This is a genomic window from Vibrio fluminensis, assembly GCF_015278125.1.
Taxonomy (GTDB): Bacteria; Pseudomonadota; Gammaproteobacteria; order Enterobacterales; family Vibrionaceae; genus Vibrio; species Vibrio fluminensis.
In genome coordinates, this window is sequence record NZ_JADILO010000014.1 from 90,942 (window position 1) to 106,137 (window position 15,196).

13 protein-coding genes and 1 pseudogene are annotated in these 15,196 nt (G+C 46.7%); 5 read left to right on the forward strand and 9 right to left on the reverse strand.

Translation table 11 applies throughout. The features are described from left to right. Positions 1–630 precede the first annotated feature (630 nt). Both IRQ95_RS11760 and lpcA read right to left on the reverse strand, forming a co-directional pair. A complete protein-coding gene (locus IRQ95_RS11760) occupies positions 631–1,476 on the reverse strand; it encodes a class II glutamine amidotransferase (RefSeq protein WP_194437113.1) in 846 nt (281 codons plus the stop codon). 92 nt (positions 1,477–1,568) lie between these two features. Beyond that, complete coding sequence (gene lpcA, locus IRQ95_RS11765) at positions 1,569–2,147, reverse strand: D-sedoheptulose 7-phosphate isomerase (RefSeq protein ID WP_075647879.1); 579 nt, start codon at positions 2,145–2,147, stop codon at positions 1,569–1,571. Between the two features lie 293 nt (positions 2,148–2,440). On the opposite strand from lpcA, the gene fadE reads away from it, so the two are divergent. Further along, positions 2,441–4,888: an acyl-CoA dehydrogenase FadE gene (gene fadE / locus IRQ95_RS11770; protein WP_194437114.1), complete on the forward strand. Its 2,448-nt coding sequence runs from the start codon at positions 2,441–2,443 to the stop codon at positions 4,886–4,888. Between the two features lie 82 nt (positions 4,889–4,970). On the opposite strand, the gene IRQ95_RS11775 is transcribed toward fadE, so the two are convergent. After that, positions 4,971–6,239: a TIGR03503 family protein gene (locus IRQ95_RS11775; protein ID WP_194437115.1), complete on the reverse strand. Its 1,269-nt coding sequence runs from the start codon at positions 6,237–6,239 to the stop codon at positions 4,971–4,973. An 8-nt stretch (positions 6,240–6,247) separates the two neighbouring features. Continuing rightward, on the reverse strand, positions 6,248–6,988 hold the full coding sequence (gene dnaQ / locus IRQ95_RS11780) for a DNA polymerase III subunit epsilon (protein ID WP_194437116.1): 741 nt from the start codon (positions 6,986–6,988) through the stop codon (positions 6,248–6,250). A 57-nt stretch (positions 6,989–7,045) separates the two neighbouring features. Here dnaQ and rnhA point away from each other — a divergent pair, with 57 nt between their 5' ends. Next, positions 7,046–7,510: a ribonuclease HI gene (gene rnhA / locus IRQ95_RS11785; protein ID WP_194437117.1), complete on the forward strand. Its 465-nt coding sequence runs from the start codon at positions 7,046–7,048 to the stop codon at positions 7,508–7,510. 9 nt (positions 7,511–7,519) lie between these two features. Here the strand turns inward: rnhA and IRQ95_RS11790 are convergent, their stop codons facing one another. Beyond that, positions 7,520–8,248: a class I SAM-dependent methyltransferase gene (locus IRQ95_RS11790; RefSeq protein WP_194437118.1), complete on the reverse strand. Its 729-nt coding sequence runs from the start codon at positions 8,246–8,248 to the stop codon at positions 7,520–7,522. Positions 8,249–8,281: 33 nt separating this feature from the next. Here IRQ95_RS11790 and gloB point away from each other — a divergent pair, with 33 nt between their 5' ends. The 3 genes and pseudogenes from gloB to IRQ95_RS11805 all read left to right on the forward strand — a co-directional run bounded on the left by gloB (position 8,282) and on the right by IRQ95_RS11805 (position 11,365). Then, the gene (gene gloB / locus IRQ95_RS11795) at positions 8,282–9,040 is read left to right on the forward strand and encodes a hydroxyacylglutathione hydrolase (protein ID WP_194437119.1); all 759 of its coding nucleotides are present in this window, start codon (positions 8,282–8,284) and stop codon (positions 9,038–9,040) included. 232 nt (positions 9,041–9,272) lie between these two features. Continuing rightward, positions 9,273–10,682 (forward strand): annotated as a pseudogene (locus IRQ95_RS11800) (LysM peptidoglycan-binding domain-containing protein); the annotation flags it as partial. Then, positions 10,679–11,365 carry a YIP1 family protein gene (locus tag IRQ95_RS11805; protein ID WP_194437121.1) on the forward strand — a complete coding sequence of 229 codons (687 nt, stop codon included), beginning with the start codon at positions 10,679–10,681 and terminating at the stop codon, positions 11,363–11,365. The pseudogene IRQ95_RS11800 and the gene IRQ95_RS11805, both read left to right, overlap by 4 nt. A 4-nt stretch (positions 11,366–11,369) precedes the next feature. Here IRQ95_RS11805 and IRQ95_RS11810 read toward each other — a convergent pair whose 3' ends face one another. The 4 genes from IRQ95_RS11810 to tilS form a co-directional block, all read right to left on the reverse strand. Continuing rightward, positions 11,370–12,215, reverse strand: a complete 846-nt coding sequence (locus IRQ95_RS11810; RefSeq protein ID WP_194437122.1) for an endonuclease/exonuclease/phosphatase family protein — start codon at positions 12,213–12,215, stop codon at positions 11,370–11,372. Positions 12,216–12,492: 277 nt separating this feature from the next. Further along, positions 12,493–12,831 (reverse strand): nitrogen regulatory protein P-II, encoded by a 339-nt coding sequence (glnB, locus tag IRQ95_RS11815; protein ID WP_040987526.1) that lies wholly within the window; start codon positions 12,829–12,831, stop codon positions 12,493–12,495. 107 nt (positions 12,832–12,938) lie between these two features. Then, positions 12,939–13,253: a c-type cytochrome gene (locus tag IRQ95_RS11820; protein ID WP_194437123.1), complete on the reverse strand. Its 315-nt coding sequence runs from the start codon at positions 13,251–13,253 to the stop codon at positions 12,939–12,941. Positions 13,254–13,305: 52 nt separating this feature from the next. Beyond that, complete coding sequence (tilS, locus tag IRQ95_RS11825; RefSeq protein ID WP_194437124.1) at positions 13,306–14,622, reverse strand: tRNA lysidine(34) synthetase TilS; 1,317 nt, start codon at positions 14,620–14,622, stop codon at positions 13,306–13,308. Positions 14,623–15,196 lie beyond the last annotated feature (574 nt).

The window sequence follows — 15,196 nt, forward strand, 5'->3', positions numbered from 1 at the left end:
GAGGGACGACCGAGTTGGGGATCTCGTTTTCAAATAACAAATACAAGATTCCCTACTCGCGCTAACGCGCTCTATGGAATGACAAACTTAAGGCAAGCACTAAGTAAGACAAAGCCCGTTCCCACATCTCGAAGCAAAGCGCTCCGTAGGGCGAAGCCGTTTCCGCATCTCGAAGCAAAGCGTTCCTTAGGGCAAAGCCCGTTCCCGCATCTCGAAGCAAAGCACTCCGTAGGGCAACGCCCGTTCCCCCATCCCGAAGCAAAGCGTTCCGTAGGGCAAGGCCCGTTCCGGCATCTCAAAGCAAAGCACTCCGTAGGGCAAGGCCCGTTCCCGCATCTCGAAGCAAAGCGTTCCGTAGGGTAACGCCCGTTCCCCCATCCCGAAGCAAAGCGCTCCGTAGGGCGAAGCCGTTTCCGCATCTCGAAGCAAAGCGTTCCTTAGGGCAAAGCCCGTTCCCGCATCGCGAAGCAAAGCGTTCCGTAGGGCAAGGCCCGTTCCCGCATCTCGAAGCAAAGCGTTCCGTAGGGCAAGGCCCGTTCCGGCATCTCAAAGCAAAGCGTTCCGTAGGGCAAAGCCCGTTCCCGCATCTCGAAGCAAAGCGTTCCATAGGGCAACGCCCGTTCCCGCTCTTTATTCCAACGGCTCTGTCGGCGCTTGGCTGGCAACCTTTTTCGGTGCAAAAGCGACATCCACCAGCGCATCTTCATTACCATCAATCAACTCGCCGAAATGGAAAATACCAAACTCGCCAGGCTTCATTCTGTGCCAAGTTTCATTGTCCGTCAGTGGTTGAGTGGCGATAATTGACACCACATCATTGGGCGTGGTCTCTTCTTGAAAATTGATTTCTACGTCTTCATCAATTAATGAAGCTTTACCAAAAGGTGCGCGTCGAGTGATCCAGTAAAGATGGTTGGTACAGTAAGTCATTACGTATTCACCATCGGAAAGCAGCATATTGAATACCCCTTTCTCGCGAAGCCTATCGCAGCATTCAGCGATGTAACGAAATACCCCGACCATATCTTGTGGAGGCTCTGGATAGCGCTCTTCTAACTGCTTAAGCAGCCAACAAAAAGAGAGCTCACTGTCAGTTTGCCCAACTGGACGAAAGCGTCCGGTGATGAGGTCTTGATAATCACTTAGCTGTCCATTGTGGGCAAACGTCCAATAGCGCCCCCAAAGTTCACGAGTAAAAGGATGGGTATTTTCAAGATTCACGCCACCTCGATTGGCCTGACGAATGTGACTAATCACCGCTAAACTTTTAATCGGGTAATTTTGCACGAGCTCTGCAATTTTAGAGTTACAGCTAGGGTTGGGATCTTTGAAGGTACGAAAGCCTTTGCCTTCGTAAAAGGTAATGCCCCAGCCATCACGATGTGGGCCGGTATTCCCACCGCGCTGCATTAAGCCCGTAAAACTAAAGCAGATATCGGTTGGAACATTGGCGCTCATACCGAGCAATTCACACATGGCTTATCTTACTCCCTTTAAACTAGTTCACAGCGACTCGCCAGTAATTACCGAGTCACTGCGTACCTAAACCGTGTGGTTTGAAATGAAGATTACTTCTCCATTTCCTTCTCAATCAATTGAATCACGATATGAATGATCTTGATGTGGATCTCTTGAATGCGATCTGCATAGCCAAAATGCGGCACACGGATTTCAATATCCGCGCAGCCAGCCATTTTACCGCCATCTTTGCCTGTTAGTGCGATGGTTTTCATCCCTTTCGCTTTTGCCGCTTCAATCGCATTAAGGATATTGCCAGAGTTACCTGATGTCGACAGACCAAACAATACGTCGCCTTTTGCGCCGACCGCTTCTACATAACGAGAGAAAACAAAGTCGTAACCAAAGTCGTTGCTGACACAAGACAAGTGGCTTGGATCAGAAATCGCGATACCTGGGTAACCAGGGCGGTTTTCACGGTAACGGCCAGTTAACTCTTCGGCAAAGTGCATTGCGTCACAGTGCGAGCCACCATTACCACAAGATAGCACTTTACCACCTTGCTTAAATGAATCAGCGATCAACTTTGCCGCAGCTTCAATCTGAGCAATATTGTGATCATCACTTAGGAACTTGTTCAGTACATCAGCGGCTTCTGTCAGCTCGCTTTTAATCAAATCCTGGTACATAAGCATTCTCTTGAATTCTGTTAATTAGGCAAACGCCCTTTACTCTTCTGAGTTTACTTGAACCACAACGACTGTCGATAGCCAGTACACAAGATTTCAATGATTCTTGACCTTTGGCGTACACAAAATCGTCATCACGCCACATTTTTAGATTTTTTACTCTACTTAGATCACTTTTTAGACAGTTATTGATTTTACATTTCTTTAATATCTCGATTACAATTTAACTGGTTAGACCTCTTACCAAAAAACAGACGTATAAATAGAAACGAAGTCTGAAAAGGAACCTTAATATGGATATCTTGCTCTCTATACTTGGCTTTGCCACCGTACTCGGTGTTTGCCTTTATCATCGCACCTCTTTACTGATCTCTGTCGCCGCGATGACAGTGACCATGGTGGGACTCACCTTATCAGGCTTTGCCGGTACAATCGCTTGGGTGCTCTACTTAGCCGCGCTTGCGGTGCTTGCCGTACCATCCATTCGCCAATCACTGATTAGTCGCAAAGCACTCACGCTGTTTCGTAAAGTGCTACCGGCAATGTCACAAACTGAAAAAGAAGCATTGGATGCTGGTACGGTTTGGTGGGAGGCTGAACTATTTAAAGGCAAACCAGATTGGAACAAACTGCATGCAATCAAATCACCTAAGCTGAGTGCTGAAGAGCAAGCTTTCCTCAATGGTCCGGTGGAGGAAGTGTGTGCTATGGTCAGTGATTATCACGTTACACACGAACTTGCTGACTTGCCACCAGAAGTGTGGCAATACCTTAAAGACCACAAATTCTTTGCCATGATCATCAAAAAGAAATATGGCGGTCTTGAATTCTCTGCTTATGCTCAATCACTGGTATTGCAAAAACTCACCGGTGTTTCTGGTGTACTCTCTTCAACCGTCGGTGTACCGAACTCGCTCGGCCCTGGTGAATTACTGCAACACTACGGCACCACTGAGCAAAAAGATTATTACTTACCACGCCTTGCTCAAGGTAAAGAAATCCCGTGCTTTGCCCTCACCAGCCCAGAAGCGGGGTCTGATGCCGGTGCCATTCCGGATTACGGTGTCGTTTGTTACGGTGACTGGCAAGGTGAAAAAGTCTTGGGTATGCGCCTGACTTGGAACAAGCGTTACATCACCCTAGCCCCTGTTGCTACAGTGCTTGGTTTGGCATTCAAGCTACGCGATCCTGACGGTTTATTGGGAAATCAGCAAGATTTAGGCATAACTTGTGCGCTGATCCCAACGGATCTCAAAGGCGTTGAGATTGGCCATCGTCACTTCCCACTTAACGTTCCTTTCCAAAATGGTCCGACGCGAGCCAATGATCTCTTTGTACCGATTGATTTCATCATCGGTGGTCAAAAAATGGCGGGTCAAGGCTGGCGCATGCTGGTTGAATGTCTGTCGGTCGGTCGTGGCATTACCTTGCCATCCAATTCAACTGGTGGCATCAAAACCGCTGCACTCGCGACTGGCGCTTATGCACGTATCCGTCGCCAATTTAAACAACCGATTGGCCATATGGAAGGCGTGGAAGAGCCGCTCGCTCGTTTAGCCGGTAATGCGTATGTCATGGATGCAGCCAGTGAACTGACTGTCGCGGGTATTGATTTAGGTGAGAAACCTTCCGTGATCTCGGCGATCGTAAAATATCATTGTACCCACCGAGGCCAAGCGAGCATTATCGATGCGATGGATATCGTTGGCGGTAAAGGGATCTGTATGGGTCCATCAAACTTCTTAGCACGCGGGTATCAAGGCGCACCCATCGCCGTGACGGTTGAAGGGGCAAACATTCTGACTCGTTCAATGATCATCTTTGGTCAAGGGGCCATTCGCTGTCACCCATATGTACTCAACGAAATGGAAGCCGCTTACTCGGAACAGAGTGATGCGTTAGAAAAGTTTGATTCAGCCCTTGCCGGTCACGTCAGCTTTACTATGAGCAACTTTATTCGTAGCTTCTGGCTTGGCCTAACCGATGGTCGTTTCTCTACTGCACCTGTTAATGATGAAACTCAGCGCTACTATCAACAATTGAATCGCTACAGCGCCAATATCGCCCTATTGTCAGATATTTCGATGGCGGTACTCGGTGGCTCACTAAAACGCAAAGAACGCCTTTCTGCGCGCCTTGGTGATGTTTTGAGCCAGCTATATCTAGGCTCAGCTACATTGAAGCGTTTCGATATTGAAGGGCGTAATGCGCAAGACTTACCTCTGGTGCATTGGGGAATGCAAGATAGCTTGTATCAAACTGAACAAGCCATTGAAGGACTGTTGGCTAATTTCCCAAATCGCGCGGTTGCGACACTACTGAAATTTATCGTCATGCCACTAGGGCGTACCCGTAAAGCACCAAGTGATAAGTTGGATAGCCAAGTCGCGCAACTGCTACAAACGCCAAGTGAAACTCGCTCTCGACTCGGTCGTAATCAGTACCTCACAGCCAGCGAGTTTAATCCTGCCGGACGTATTGAGCAGGCACTGAAGATTATCTTAGAGGCAGAGCCAGTCTTTGATAAGGTGTGCCAAGCACAAGGTAAACGCAAGCCATTCCTAATGCTAGATAAAGTGGCTGAGCAAGGTTTAGCTCTGGGCGTTATCGAGCAAGCAGAAGCGCAGCTGCTCATCGAGGCAGAAAAACAGCGTCTCTATGTCATTAATGTCGATGACTTTGAACCACAAGAGCTTGCAGCGAAGCCTCTCCAACCAATGAGCATGGATGAAGTTGCCTAATCTCTATCGACGGTTCTAAAAAACATTAAGGGCTGCATTTGCAGCCCTTAATGGTATTGAATCTAGGTTTATATTATTTCAGTTATTTCTTCGGCATTTCCAATTGCATCTCAGGAATAGCTTCACGCTTAGCTTTTAGTTTGCGCATAATAAACCATGCGAGCAGGCCCAGTATCACAACGGCAACGTTGCCAACAGCGATGAAAATCATACTTTTCTTACGCTGAGCCTCTCGAGCTTCTTTAATAAGACGCTCTTGCAACAATTTTTCTTGTTGTATCCGCTCTAACTCCTGCAAACGCCTTGTTTCCGCCAAGTCGATATCTTTGACGACACTAAAGCTTTGCGTCGTTATCGGAAGCATTAATTCACGCTCAGAGCCTAATTCAGTCGCATACGCAATGCCATCCCACGAATACTCACCAACTTGTTGAGAGTTAGGCAGCTCAAGAGTTAAGTCCATTGCATCGCTAGATGCCGAACTACCTTCAACCGCGAGTATGCCGTCTTGTGCATCAATATATTCAATATGCGCCGCTAAGCTCCCCGGCTTAATCATTCCTTGCTCACCAGCGAAAACCACCTGATGTTGCTGATCAGCTTTGCGAGACTGAATAAAGGTCACCTCTAGGGGATTTGGATAGACTAAGACTTCTTGTTCTTGCGCGCGTAGAAAGACACCATTCCCCGAGGTAATTCGCACGCGATATTTACCCGGAGCTGCCGAAATTGGTAACTTCACAGTAAATACACCATCGCCGGCTTTTTCATCCAACCCAGTGCCATCATCGAAAAACTCACCAATATCGACGGGAACTGGACGCGCCTCTTTGATCAAAGAAGCCTCATTCTCAACATATTTAGTAAAAGTAACTTTAAGTTTTACTCGATCGAGAAAATCTCTCAGTAGCAATGGTTTACCATCTGCGGTGAGTTGAGCGGTGAACTTTAACTCTTCACCTTGGTACAAGCGTTCTGGCATGACGTCTGACGCAAGTTCAAGATGTGAAATCAGTTTAATTTTGTTTTTAGGCGTTACTTGCCCCACCGCTTGCCAAGGGCCAGACATCGGATTATCGATAGAGATAATATCCATCGCGGATTCTTGGTACCAGCGTACATTCTCTGGGTGGCGATGCGAGTAGTATTTACGCCCATCGGGACGAACCAACACGACCGCTTTTGAGTTCTCTGCGCGATAAACAACAAAGGTAATCTGCTTAATTGTCGGATCGACCCGGAAACGATTGTCGAGCAGTGACATTGAGCTCTCGGGTACTGATGGATGCTGAGCGGCAAAACAGAATGTAGTGACTAAAAGCCCGATTAAGGCAAACCCGATCCTCAACATCTTTTCTCCTATTGACGCCAAAGGCAGCTTCCGCTTTTCTCAACGATATCTAAACGACCATTATGTGCATCTACTTCATCGGCACTTGCACGTAAAACCTTTAGTGCTTTTCGCTCAGTAGAAACCCGTTTTATTGACTCGCCTCCCACACCTTCGCTGTTACTTCCAGCATTAAATTGCAGTGAGGTTTGTCCACCAGTCATTAGCAGGTAGACGTCAGCCAGGATCTCCGCATCGAGCAATGCCCCGTGAAGAGTTCGATGTGAGTTATCTATTCCATAGCGATCACACAAGACATCGAGGTTATTTCGCTTGCCAGGGAAGATTTTCTTCGCCATGGCAAGGGTATCGGTCACCTGACAATATTGTTCGGTCTTTCCAATCTGCGGATCGAGTTTATCAAACTCATAGTCCATAAAACCGACGTCGAAGGGCGCATTGTGTGCCACCAGCTCAGCGCCTTTAATAAAGTCGAGAAACTCTTGGTGTACTTCACTGTATTGCGGCTTATCACGCAAAAATTCATCGGTAATACCGTGAACTCCAATCGCCTCCGCCTGAATTTCACGGTCAGGTTTAATATAGACGTGGAAATGTCGACCGGTCAGTTTGCGGTTGATGATCTCTACCGCACCGATTTCGACAATGCGATGCCCAAGGTAGTGTGGACCCCCCTCTTGGTTCATACCCGTGGTTTCGGTATCGAGTACCACGATACGATGCTGATTAGAATTGTTACTGGTATTCATTACAAACTATGTGTCAGACTATGAGTAAATATGTGCAAGCTCTTATAGTATCAAATCATGACGAAACAAGTGGAAATTTTCACAGATGGTTCTTGCTTAGGCAATCCTGGCCCCGGTGGTTATGGCATCGTACTGCGTTATAAGCAGAATGAAAAAACCTTAGCCAAGGGCTACACCCTTACAACCAACAACCGCATGGAAATGATGGCGACCATTGTTGCGTTAAAAGCTTTAAAAGAGCCATGTAATGTCATTCTTACCACCGACAGTCAGTACGTTCGCCAAGGCATCACTCAATGGATCCACAACTGGAAAAAACGTGGCTGGAAAACGGCAGATAAGAAACCGGTAAAAAACGCTGACCTTTGGCAGGCGTTGGACAAAGAAACAGAACGTCACCAAATAGATTGGCGCTGGGTAAAAGGACACGCAGGACATCGCGAAAACGAAATGTGTGATGAACTTGCACGAACAGCGGCAGAAAATCCAACCGATGAAGATGTTGGCTACATTCCTAATTAACCATCTGTTCTACTTCGATGACACCTTGTAATTGACGCCAATTGGCGTCAATTTTCGTTTTAACTTCCAGTGCGGTTTGATTGGCTTTAGTGGGTAGGTTCTTTTACGCGCCACGATATAATACAAACTACCAAATGGTGCCGCCCAATCACCAATACCATTTTCTAACCAAGTCCACATTGTGCGGTAGCGCTGCATCGGAAACAGTCCATAGCGATCGCACTCAATCACCTGATAATTCAAAATACCTAGCCAATCTTTTACTCGATTTGGTGTGAACATCCGTCCACTCCATGGCAAATTGTTTTTACGCCATGGCATTAAACTCGCAAGACCAGTCAAGCTTATCGGATTAAACCCAGTGATGATTATGTAACCATCATCTATCATCACTCTATCTACTTCACGCAACATGCGATGTGGGTCATTGCAGTAATCGAGCTGATGAGCAAGAATGACGACATCGAAACTTTTCTCAAGAAAGGGCAAATCGTAACCATCTGCAATCACATTATGCAAAGGATTGTGGATATCTAGATTAACTTGGTGTTGAATATTGCAGTTACAGCTAGTGAGCTCGCAGCTTAAACCGCCCAGTTTTAGCATATGGTAACCAAATAGCTTTGGACACCATTCATCAAGCCGAGTTTGGATAGATTCGTTAACCCACTGACCGTTTTTCAATTGCGCCCAAGAATGGGGCTGCTGAAGCTTTTTTTCACTGCGTGCTGGTTTCATAGCTAGCTCACTTTGATGTATGGAGACCCAACCATGTTAGATATCAAAAGCATACCTGCATTTAACGACAATTACATCTGGCTGATTGAAAATAGCGATCGCCGTTGTGCCGTTGTCGACCCAGGTGATGCCGCGCCTGTGTTGGCTTACCTCCGAGAACATGAGTTAACTTTAGAAGCAATCTTAATTACTCATCACCACAACGATCACATTGGTGGCATTCCAGAGTTAGTTCGCCAATTTCCTGAGATTGATGTGGTCGGTCCGGCGGATGAACCAGTCCCTACCCTAACCCATCCAGTCAGCGCTGGCGATCAAATTAACCTATTTGACGAAGTGTTTATGGTGATAGGTCTAGAAGGTCACACTTTAGGTCATATCGGCTACGTGGGCGATGGCAAGCTGTTCTGTGGCGACACACTGTTCTCAGCAGGCTGTGGACGTGTATTTGAAGGCACTATGGAGCAAATGTATCAATCACTGCAAAAATTAGTTTCATTGCCAGAAGAGACCGAAGTCTTCGCAGCACATGAGTATACCGCGAGTAACATCGCGTTTGCGTTGGCAGTAGAACCAGATAACGAGCAGCTAAAGAAATACCGCGAAGAAGTAAACCGTCTGCGTGCGCAAAATAAACCCACGTTGCCTACGACAATACGCCGTGAAAAGTGGATCAATCCATTTTTACGCGCTGATGAACCGAGTGTCATAAAATCAGTGAGCAACCGAACGGCCCAAATGGATCCTATCTCAATTTTTACAGCATTACGTGAGTGGAAGAACGAATTTTAACGTTTTCTTGCTTGTCATCTAACCAAAGTCGCAAGTATTATCAGCAGCCATTTTTTAAAAGGGCTGTACCATGCGATTTAAATACAGCTGGGTGACGCTACTGCTTTTAGCCGGTTGCCAAACCACCCAGCCTACTACTGAAAAATCTGATGCGCAGACTACATCAGACAAAAGTTCTACTGTTACAGTAGCTCCAGCATCATCGGTGACTACACCTGTAGAACCTGAAGTAGTTGCAGCTCCTGTGGTCACTCCTCAGTCGCAGCAAGATGTGTGGAAACGCATTGCAATGCAGCTAGAGATGCCAATCCCAGATCAGAAAAAAGTGGATTACTACCGCACTTGGTATCTAAAACATCCAAGCCACCTCAAAACCGTTTCTCAACGCGCAGAACCTTTTCTCTACTTAATCACTGAAAAGATCGAACAACGTGGCTTACCGCTTGAGTTAGCACTACTGCCAGTAGTTGAAAGTTCATTTGATGCCTTTGCCTACTCACACGGCAGCGCAGCTGGTCTGTGGCAATTTGTGCCATCTACCGGAAAAATGTACGGGCTTGAGCAAGATTTCTGGTATGACGGTCGTCGTGATGTACCGGCAGCCACTGACGCAGCATTGGACTTCTTAACCGACCTAAATAAACGCTTTGACGGTAACTGGTCACATGCGATTGCGGCCTACAACAGCGGCGGCGGTCGCGTTTCAAGCGCAATCCGTAAGAACAAGAAGTTAGGTAAACCAATCGACTTCTTCTCATTAGACTTACCAAAAGAAACCAGCAGCTATGTGCCAAAACTACTCGCACTAGCAGATATCGTTGCCAACCAAGAGAAATACGGCATTGAGATCCCACAGATTGCCAACAAACAAGTGGTTGAGACCGTTCAACCTAAAGAGCAACTGGATCTGGCTATCGCAGCGAACTACGCGGGCATTTCAGTACGTGAGTTGCAAGGATTAAACCCTGCCTACAACCAATGGGCGACAGCACCCGATGGACCAAATCAATTACTACTACCAATTGATTCTGTCAAAAAGTTCAAAACCGAACTTACTGCTAATCGCGGTAAAGGCATGCAAGTTGTTCGCTACAAAGTGAAGTCCGGCGATACGATTAGCGTATTAGCTCGCAAGTACAACACTACGAGCAAAGTTATTCGCAACGCCAACAACATGAGTAACAACAATATCCGTATCGGTCAGCATCTGCTTATTCCGGTATCGACAAAAGATGACAAAGCGTATTCATTGAGCGCGGCTAACCGCTTGGCGAAAACTCAATCCACTGCACGCGGTAAATACAAACTTACCCATACCGTTGCGAGCGGCGACAGCTTGTGGAGCATCGCAAAAGCCAATAAAGTGTCACACACCTCACTGGCGAAATGGAATGGCATGGGACCTCGCGATACTCTGCGTGTCGGTCAAAAACTGGTGATTTGGAAAAACAGTTCTGATGGCGCCATCATCCGTACGGTTTTCTATAGTGTCCGCAGTGGCGACACAGTCAGCGGCATCGCGAATAAGTTTAAAGTGAAAAGCCAAGACGTGGTGAAATGGAACAACTTACAGAAGAAAAAGTACCTACAACCCGGTCAAAAACTCAAACTGTATGTTGATGTGACGAAGGTAAGTGTATGACGCCATCAAGCAACCCGTTAACCATGCTAGTCGATATTTTCCGCTCGCCTAGTGCGTGTTTCCTTGCCCTTCATCAACGCGGCATGTGGGGCTGGCAACCCTTTATCGTCTTGTTGGTTACCCCGTTCCTGTTTTGGGGCGCGTACTTTGACATGGTCGATTTTGCTTGGCTAAAGCAAGGACTGATCCCACAGTTGCAACAAGTGAGTCCAGAGCAAATCGCTTTGCTTGATGCGAACACCTTAATGGCAACGGAGATCATCTTAGATATTCTTGGCCGCTTTACCACTATCATGCTGTTGGCTTTCTGGCTCTTTTTTGCCACCAAACCGAGCCAACACCAACATGGATTTTGGAAGTGGTTCGCCGCCAGTTGTGTGATTATCTTCCCAGCGGTAGTCGGTGACTTTGCCAGCTATGTCAGCGTGCTATTAAAGCACGGTCAGGTCATGAGTTATGCTGCCGACTTGAATAGCCTCAACGGTCTACTTAAGCTGCCTATGACCAGTGATTGGTTTGAGTTTGCGAACGCACTTCCACTGCTCATGCCTTGGTATATTGCGCTTGGTTACGCGGCGGTCGGAACATGGACAGAGTTCGAGCGCGGTCAAGCGCTGGTGATCTCTGCCCTGCCTTGGTTTATTTACTTCTTTGCTTGGGCGCTTTACATCGCAATATTCTAAAGCCCTACGGTAAACGGAAATATACTTCGATAGGATTATGATCAGAGGCGTCACTTGTTGGCGCCTTTGCTTTTTCCAGTACTAGACCACGATAGAACAAGTGATCAAGTGGCAAGCCATTGATGAACTGCTTGCGATGGTCTGGCTGATAAGTCGCCTCTTTGACTTTCAGCTTCTCCAGCAGTGATTTCATCACTCGCAAACGCTCCTCACTCCAGCTGTTAAAGTCGCCTGCGATAATCATTGGTCCGCTATGTTTTGCCAACACTGTCGCGAGCGAACCTAACTGACGATGATACTCTTCCGTACCATAAGTAAAGTTAATCGCATGGATATTCACTACCGCTAAGCTTTGCCCGCTGGATAGCGGGTAGGTTGCGTATATCGCCGATTTAGGCAATCTCAACCAAGGTTCCATTTCGGTGTAAGCACACGCTTTTTGGGGCAACTCATGCGCGAGATTGAGTACCCCAGCTTTGGTATCAAACGCTTTGAATGCGTCGACAATATTACCGCTCCACTTACCATGGTCAATCCACTGGCGAAGCTCTGGCGTCATGCTCGCTTCTTGTAGCAGCAATAACTGCTTATCTTGCGATAAATATTCTAACGCGCTCTGCCAATTGGTGCGATTTTGCTTATAAATATTCCATACCAGTACATTAAGCTGGCCTTGGTGATCGATCGCTGTGGCTTTGGGATTGTTATAACAGGCCAGTTCTGGCGTTTGCACTGAAGGAGATAAGGTGGAGACTTTTGCTGAATCAGGCAAGGTAAAAATGGAGTGATAGGCCATCACCGTTGCTGCAATCGCAACTACAGGTAAACCAATCAATTCTCTTTTTTTCATAGTTCGGATATCTCTGCCCTACATAATATCCTTATTGTACTCGAATTCCTTAAGTTTGCAGGCGCTGCAAGGGGGGAATAAAACAAAAGAGCCTTGCGGCTCTTTTGTCGGGATTATACCAATCAGGATAAGTAAGTGGTCAGCTAATTGCGCAAGAAAAATCGCTTAGAACTAGGCGCAGATTGCCGCTAACTAGTTATTCTAATTACAAAACCTGCAACAACGTTATCAGCGATTTTAATCAGCAAGAATGATCAAAGACTTATGCTGATTGGTATTAGATTGCGTCTTCGTCTTCTTCGCCAGTGCGAATACGTACCACACGTTCAACATCAGTGATAAAGATTTTACCATCACCAATCTTACCGGTTTGGGCTGTTTCAATAATAGTATCGACACATTGATCCGCCACTTCATCGGTGACGACGATCTCTAGCTTCACTTTCGGTAAAAAGTCGACCATATACTCAGCGCCACGATAAAGCTCAGTATGACCTTTTTGACGACCAAAGCCTTTTACCTCAGAAACTGTCATACCTGTAATGCCAACTTCTGCTAAAGCTTCACGCACATCGTCCAATTTAAAAGGCTTAATAATTGCCTCAATCTTTTTCATGTTCATCCCTTAAACTTACGTTGTTTGTGCCATTATCCCAAAAAGCTACTGCAATAAAAAGCCCAAGCAACAAGGCTTGGGCGATAAACAGTTAATTTCGTCTCGGGTTACTTTAAACTTGCATAATATGCAGCTAAATTCGCGATATCGGCATCACTCAATAAATCCGCTTGTGCTTTCATCACACCAGATAATCCGCCTTGGCGTTGATTGGTTTGATACGCTTTGATCGAGGAGGCAAGGTACTGCTCATTTTGTCCTTTCAGATTTGGGTAGCCAGGAATCATCGCAATACCATCAGCGCCATGGCATGCCATGCACACACCTGCTTTCGCTTTGCCCGCTTCAATATCACCGGCGGCGATCGCTTGCGCGCTTAATATCGTCATGCTGATAGCCAGTCCAAATGCGACTTTATTCATTGTTCTTCCTTATGTTTCTAATTTTATTGTTTTAAATTGCTCAATAAAATTGTCACATAACTTCAGTGCGCTTGTCCCAGACAAGTTCACAATCTTGCCCCACAAAACGCTGATCAATAAATAAATCTGCAATTGCGACTACCTGCTCACCGCAAAGTAATATTGGCATCCGGCGTCGCTGCCAACTTGGTACGCCAAACTCTTGAAACAGTTTTTTCAGTTTACGGCTATGGCCTCGCCCGACAGGATGAGCGCTCAACCCTTCCGGGTTGAACATCACTCGCAGTGGCGCCTGACTCAGTGCCGCTTGGGATAACGGCCCTGATGTGTTGCGAGTGATTTGCAGAGTTCCCAACTGTTCTGGTAACTCGAGAACTTGTTGCAAAGCGATATTCTGCTGCCACGTAGAAATATCCTTCACTGCCTCAACCCAGTATAAAAAACTGCCTGAACGTCGGATCTGCCCAGCCGATAAGTTAAGAATCGGATTGGCATCTTCACGCGCCAGTGCCACTTGTTGCCATATTTTGCCAAGATGGTCGCGACTCGGCATCTTCTGCCCTAACGCGGCGAGCCACATACGAATCAACTGGCCACGAACTCGCTCACTCAGTTTTGCTAACTGCGTTATCGATAAACTGTTGTCAGCCATCATGACTTGGTTCAGTTTCTCGCTGAGCAACTCTTCAAGCAGCGCTTCTTGCTCTGCGCATAACTCACTGCTACGCTGCACCGAACTGGCAAAATGCGGCCAACGCTGTTGCAAAATAGGCGCAACTTGATGACGTATGAAATTGCGATCAAAGCGAATGTCTTGATTGCTTTCATCTTCAACCCAAGTGAGCTGATGCTCCGTCGCATATTGCTCTATTTGTTGCCTCGATGCAGTCAACAAGGGACGCAGTATGGTTGAATTGGCAAACGGCATTTGCTTTGCCATTGCCGATAAACCTCTAGGACCACTGCCACGTTTTAACGCCAGCAAAAAGGTTTCGAGTTGATCATCACTATGTTGCCCTGTGAGCATCACATCGCCCTGTTGCAGATGCTTAGCAAGCGCTTGATAGCGAGCTTCACGCGCACTCTCTTCAATACTGCGCCCAGCTAAATCCAACTGAACGCGTTCAATCACCAACTCTACCCCTGATTGCTGACACCAGTCGCGGCATAAATCAGCCCAATTATCCGCATTACTGCTCAATCCATGATGGACATGGACTGCCAAACAAGGGATTGCATGCTGCTGTTTATAGCGACTGAGCAAATCGAGCAGTACACGAGAATCGACGCCACCACTGAGTGCGAGTCGCAACCTCTGCGGCTTGAGCTGATTAATTGAGTGAGTAAAGAGAGCGTATAATGAGTCCATGATCCTAGACATCGAAAAAAGCAATTACGGCTATTCTACACCAAAAACAAAAAGGGTTGAGACTCGCTCAACCCTCGATAAGGCATTTATCTCGACTAGCCAAAACCACTGCGCCATTAACAACGCTGTAATTCTGAGTAGGCAGACGAGACAAAATAAAAGGCTGAGACTCGCTCAACCTTTCATAATATTTTTAACTCGCTATCCCAAACTAATAGGGATTACAGCTAGGCGACCAGCGAGAAAAGCCTCTGAACATAGTCTCACTATGCGATGAGGTTTTCGAGCGCCCGTCAACAACGCTGTAATWCTGAGTAGGYAGACGAGAAAAATAAAAGGCTGAGACTCRCTCAACCTTTCATAATATTTTTAACTCGCTATCCCAAACTAATCGGGATTACAGCTAGGCGACCAGCGAGAAAAGCCTCTGAGCATAGTCAYACTATGTGATGAGGTTTTCGAGCGCCCGTCAACAACGCTGTAATACTGAGTAGGCAGACGAGAAAAATAAAAGGCTGAGACTCACTCAACCTTTCATAATATTTTTAACTCGCTATCCCAAACTAATCGGGAT

Excerpts from the sequence above, each read along its gene's own strand:
- IRQ95_RS11775 (WP_194437115.1), bottom strand. The coding sequence starts at position 6,239 with ATGTTGAGGATCGGGTTTGCCTTAATCGGGCTTTTAGTCACTACATTC.
- fadE (WP_194437114.1), top strand. The coding sequence starts at position 2,441 with ATGGATATCTTGCTCTCTATACTTGGCTTTGCCACCGTACTCGGTGTT.
- dnaQ (WP_194437116.1), bottom strand. The coding sequence starts at position 6,988 with ATGAATACCAGTAACAATTCTAATCAGCATCGTATCGTGGTACTCGAT.
- gloB (WP_194437119.1), top strand. The coding sequence starts at position 8,282 with ATGTTAGATATCAAAAGCATACCTGCATTTAACGACAATTACATCTGG.
- rnhA (WP_194437117.1), top strand. The coding sequence starts at position 7,046 with ATGACGAAACAAGTGGAAATTTTCACAGATGGTTCTTGCTTAGGCAAT.
- IRQ95_RS11820 (WP_194437123.1), bottom strand. The coding sequence starts at position 13,253 with ATGAATAAAGTCGCATTTGGACTGGCTATCAGCATGACGATATTAAGC.
- glnB (WP_040987526.1), bottom strand. The coding sequence starts at position 12,831 with ATGAAAAAGATTGAGGCAATTATTAAGCCTTTTAAATTGGACGATGTG.
- IRQ95_RS11760 (WP_194437113.1), bottom strand. The coding sequence starts at position 1,476 with ATGTGTGAATTGCTCGGTATGAGCGCCAATGTTCCAACCGATATCTGC.
- IRQ95_RS11805 (WP_194437121.1), top strand. The coding sequence starts at position 10,679 with ATGACGCCATCAAGCAACCCGTTAACCATGCTAGTCGATATTTTCCGC.
- IRQ95_RS11790 (WP_194437118.1), bottom strand. The coding sequence starts at position 8,248 with ATGAAACCAGCACGCAGTGAAAAAAAGCTTCAGCAGCCCCATTCTTGG.
- tilS (WP_194437124.1), bottom strand. The coding sequence starts at position 14,622 with ATGGACTCATTATACGCTCTCTTTACTCACTCAATTAATCAGCTCAAG.
- lpcA (WP_075647879.1), bottom strand. The coding sequence starts at position 2,147 with ATGTACCAGGATTTGATTAAAAGCGAGCTGACAGAAGCCGCTGATGTA.
- IRQ95_RS11810 (WP_194437122.1), bottom strand. The coding sequence starts at position 12,215 with ATGAAAAAAAGAGAATTGATTGGTTTACCTGTAGTTGCGATTGCAGCA.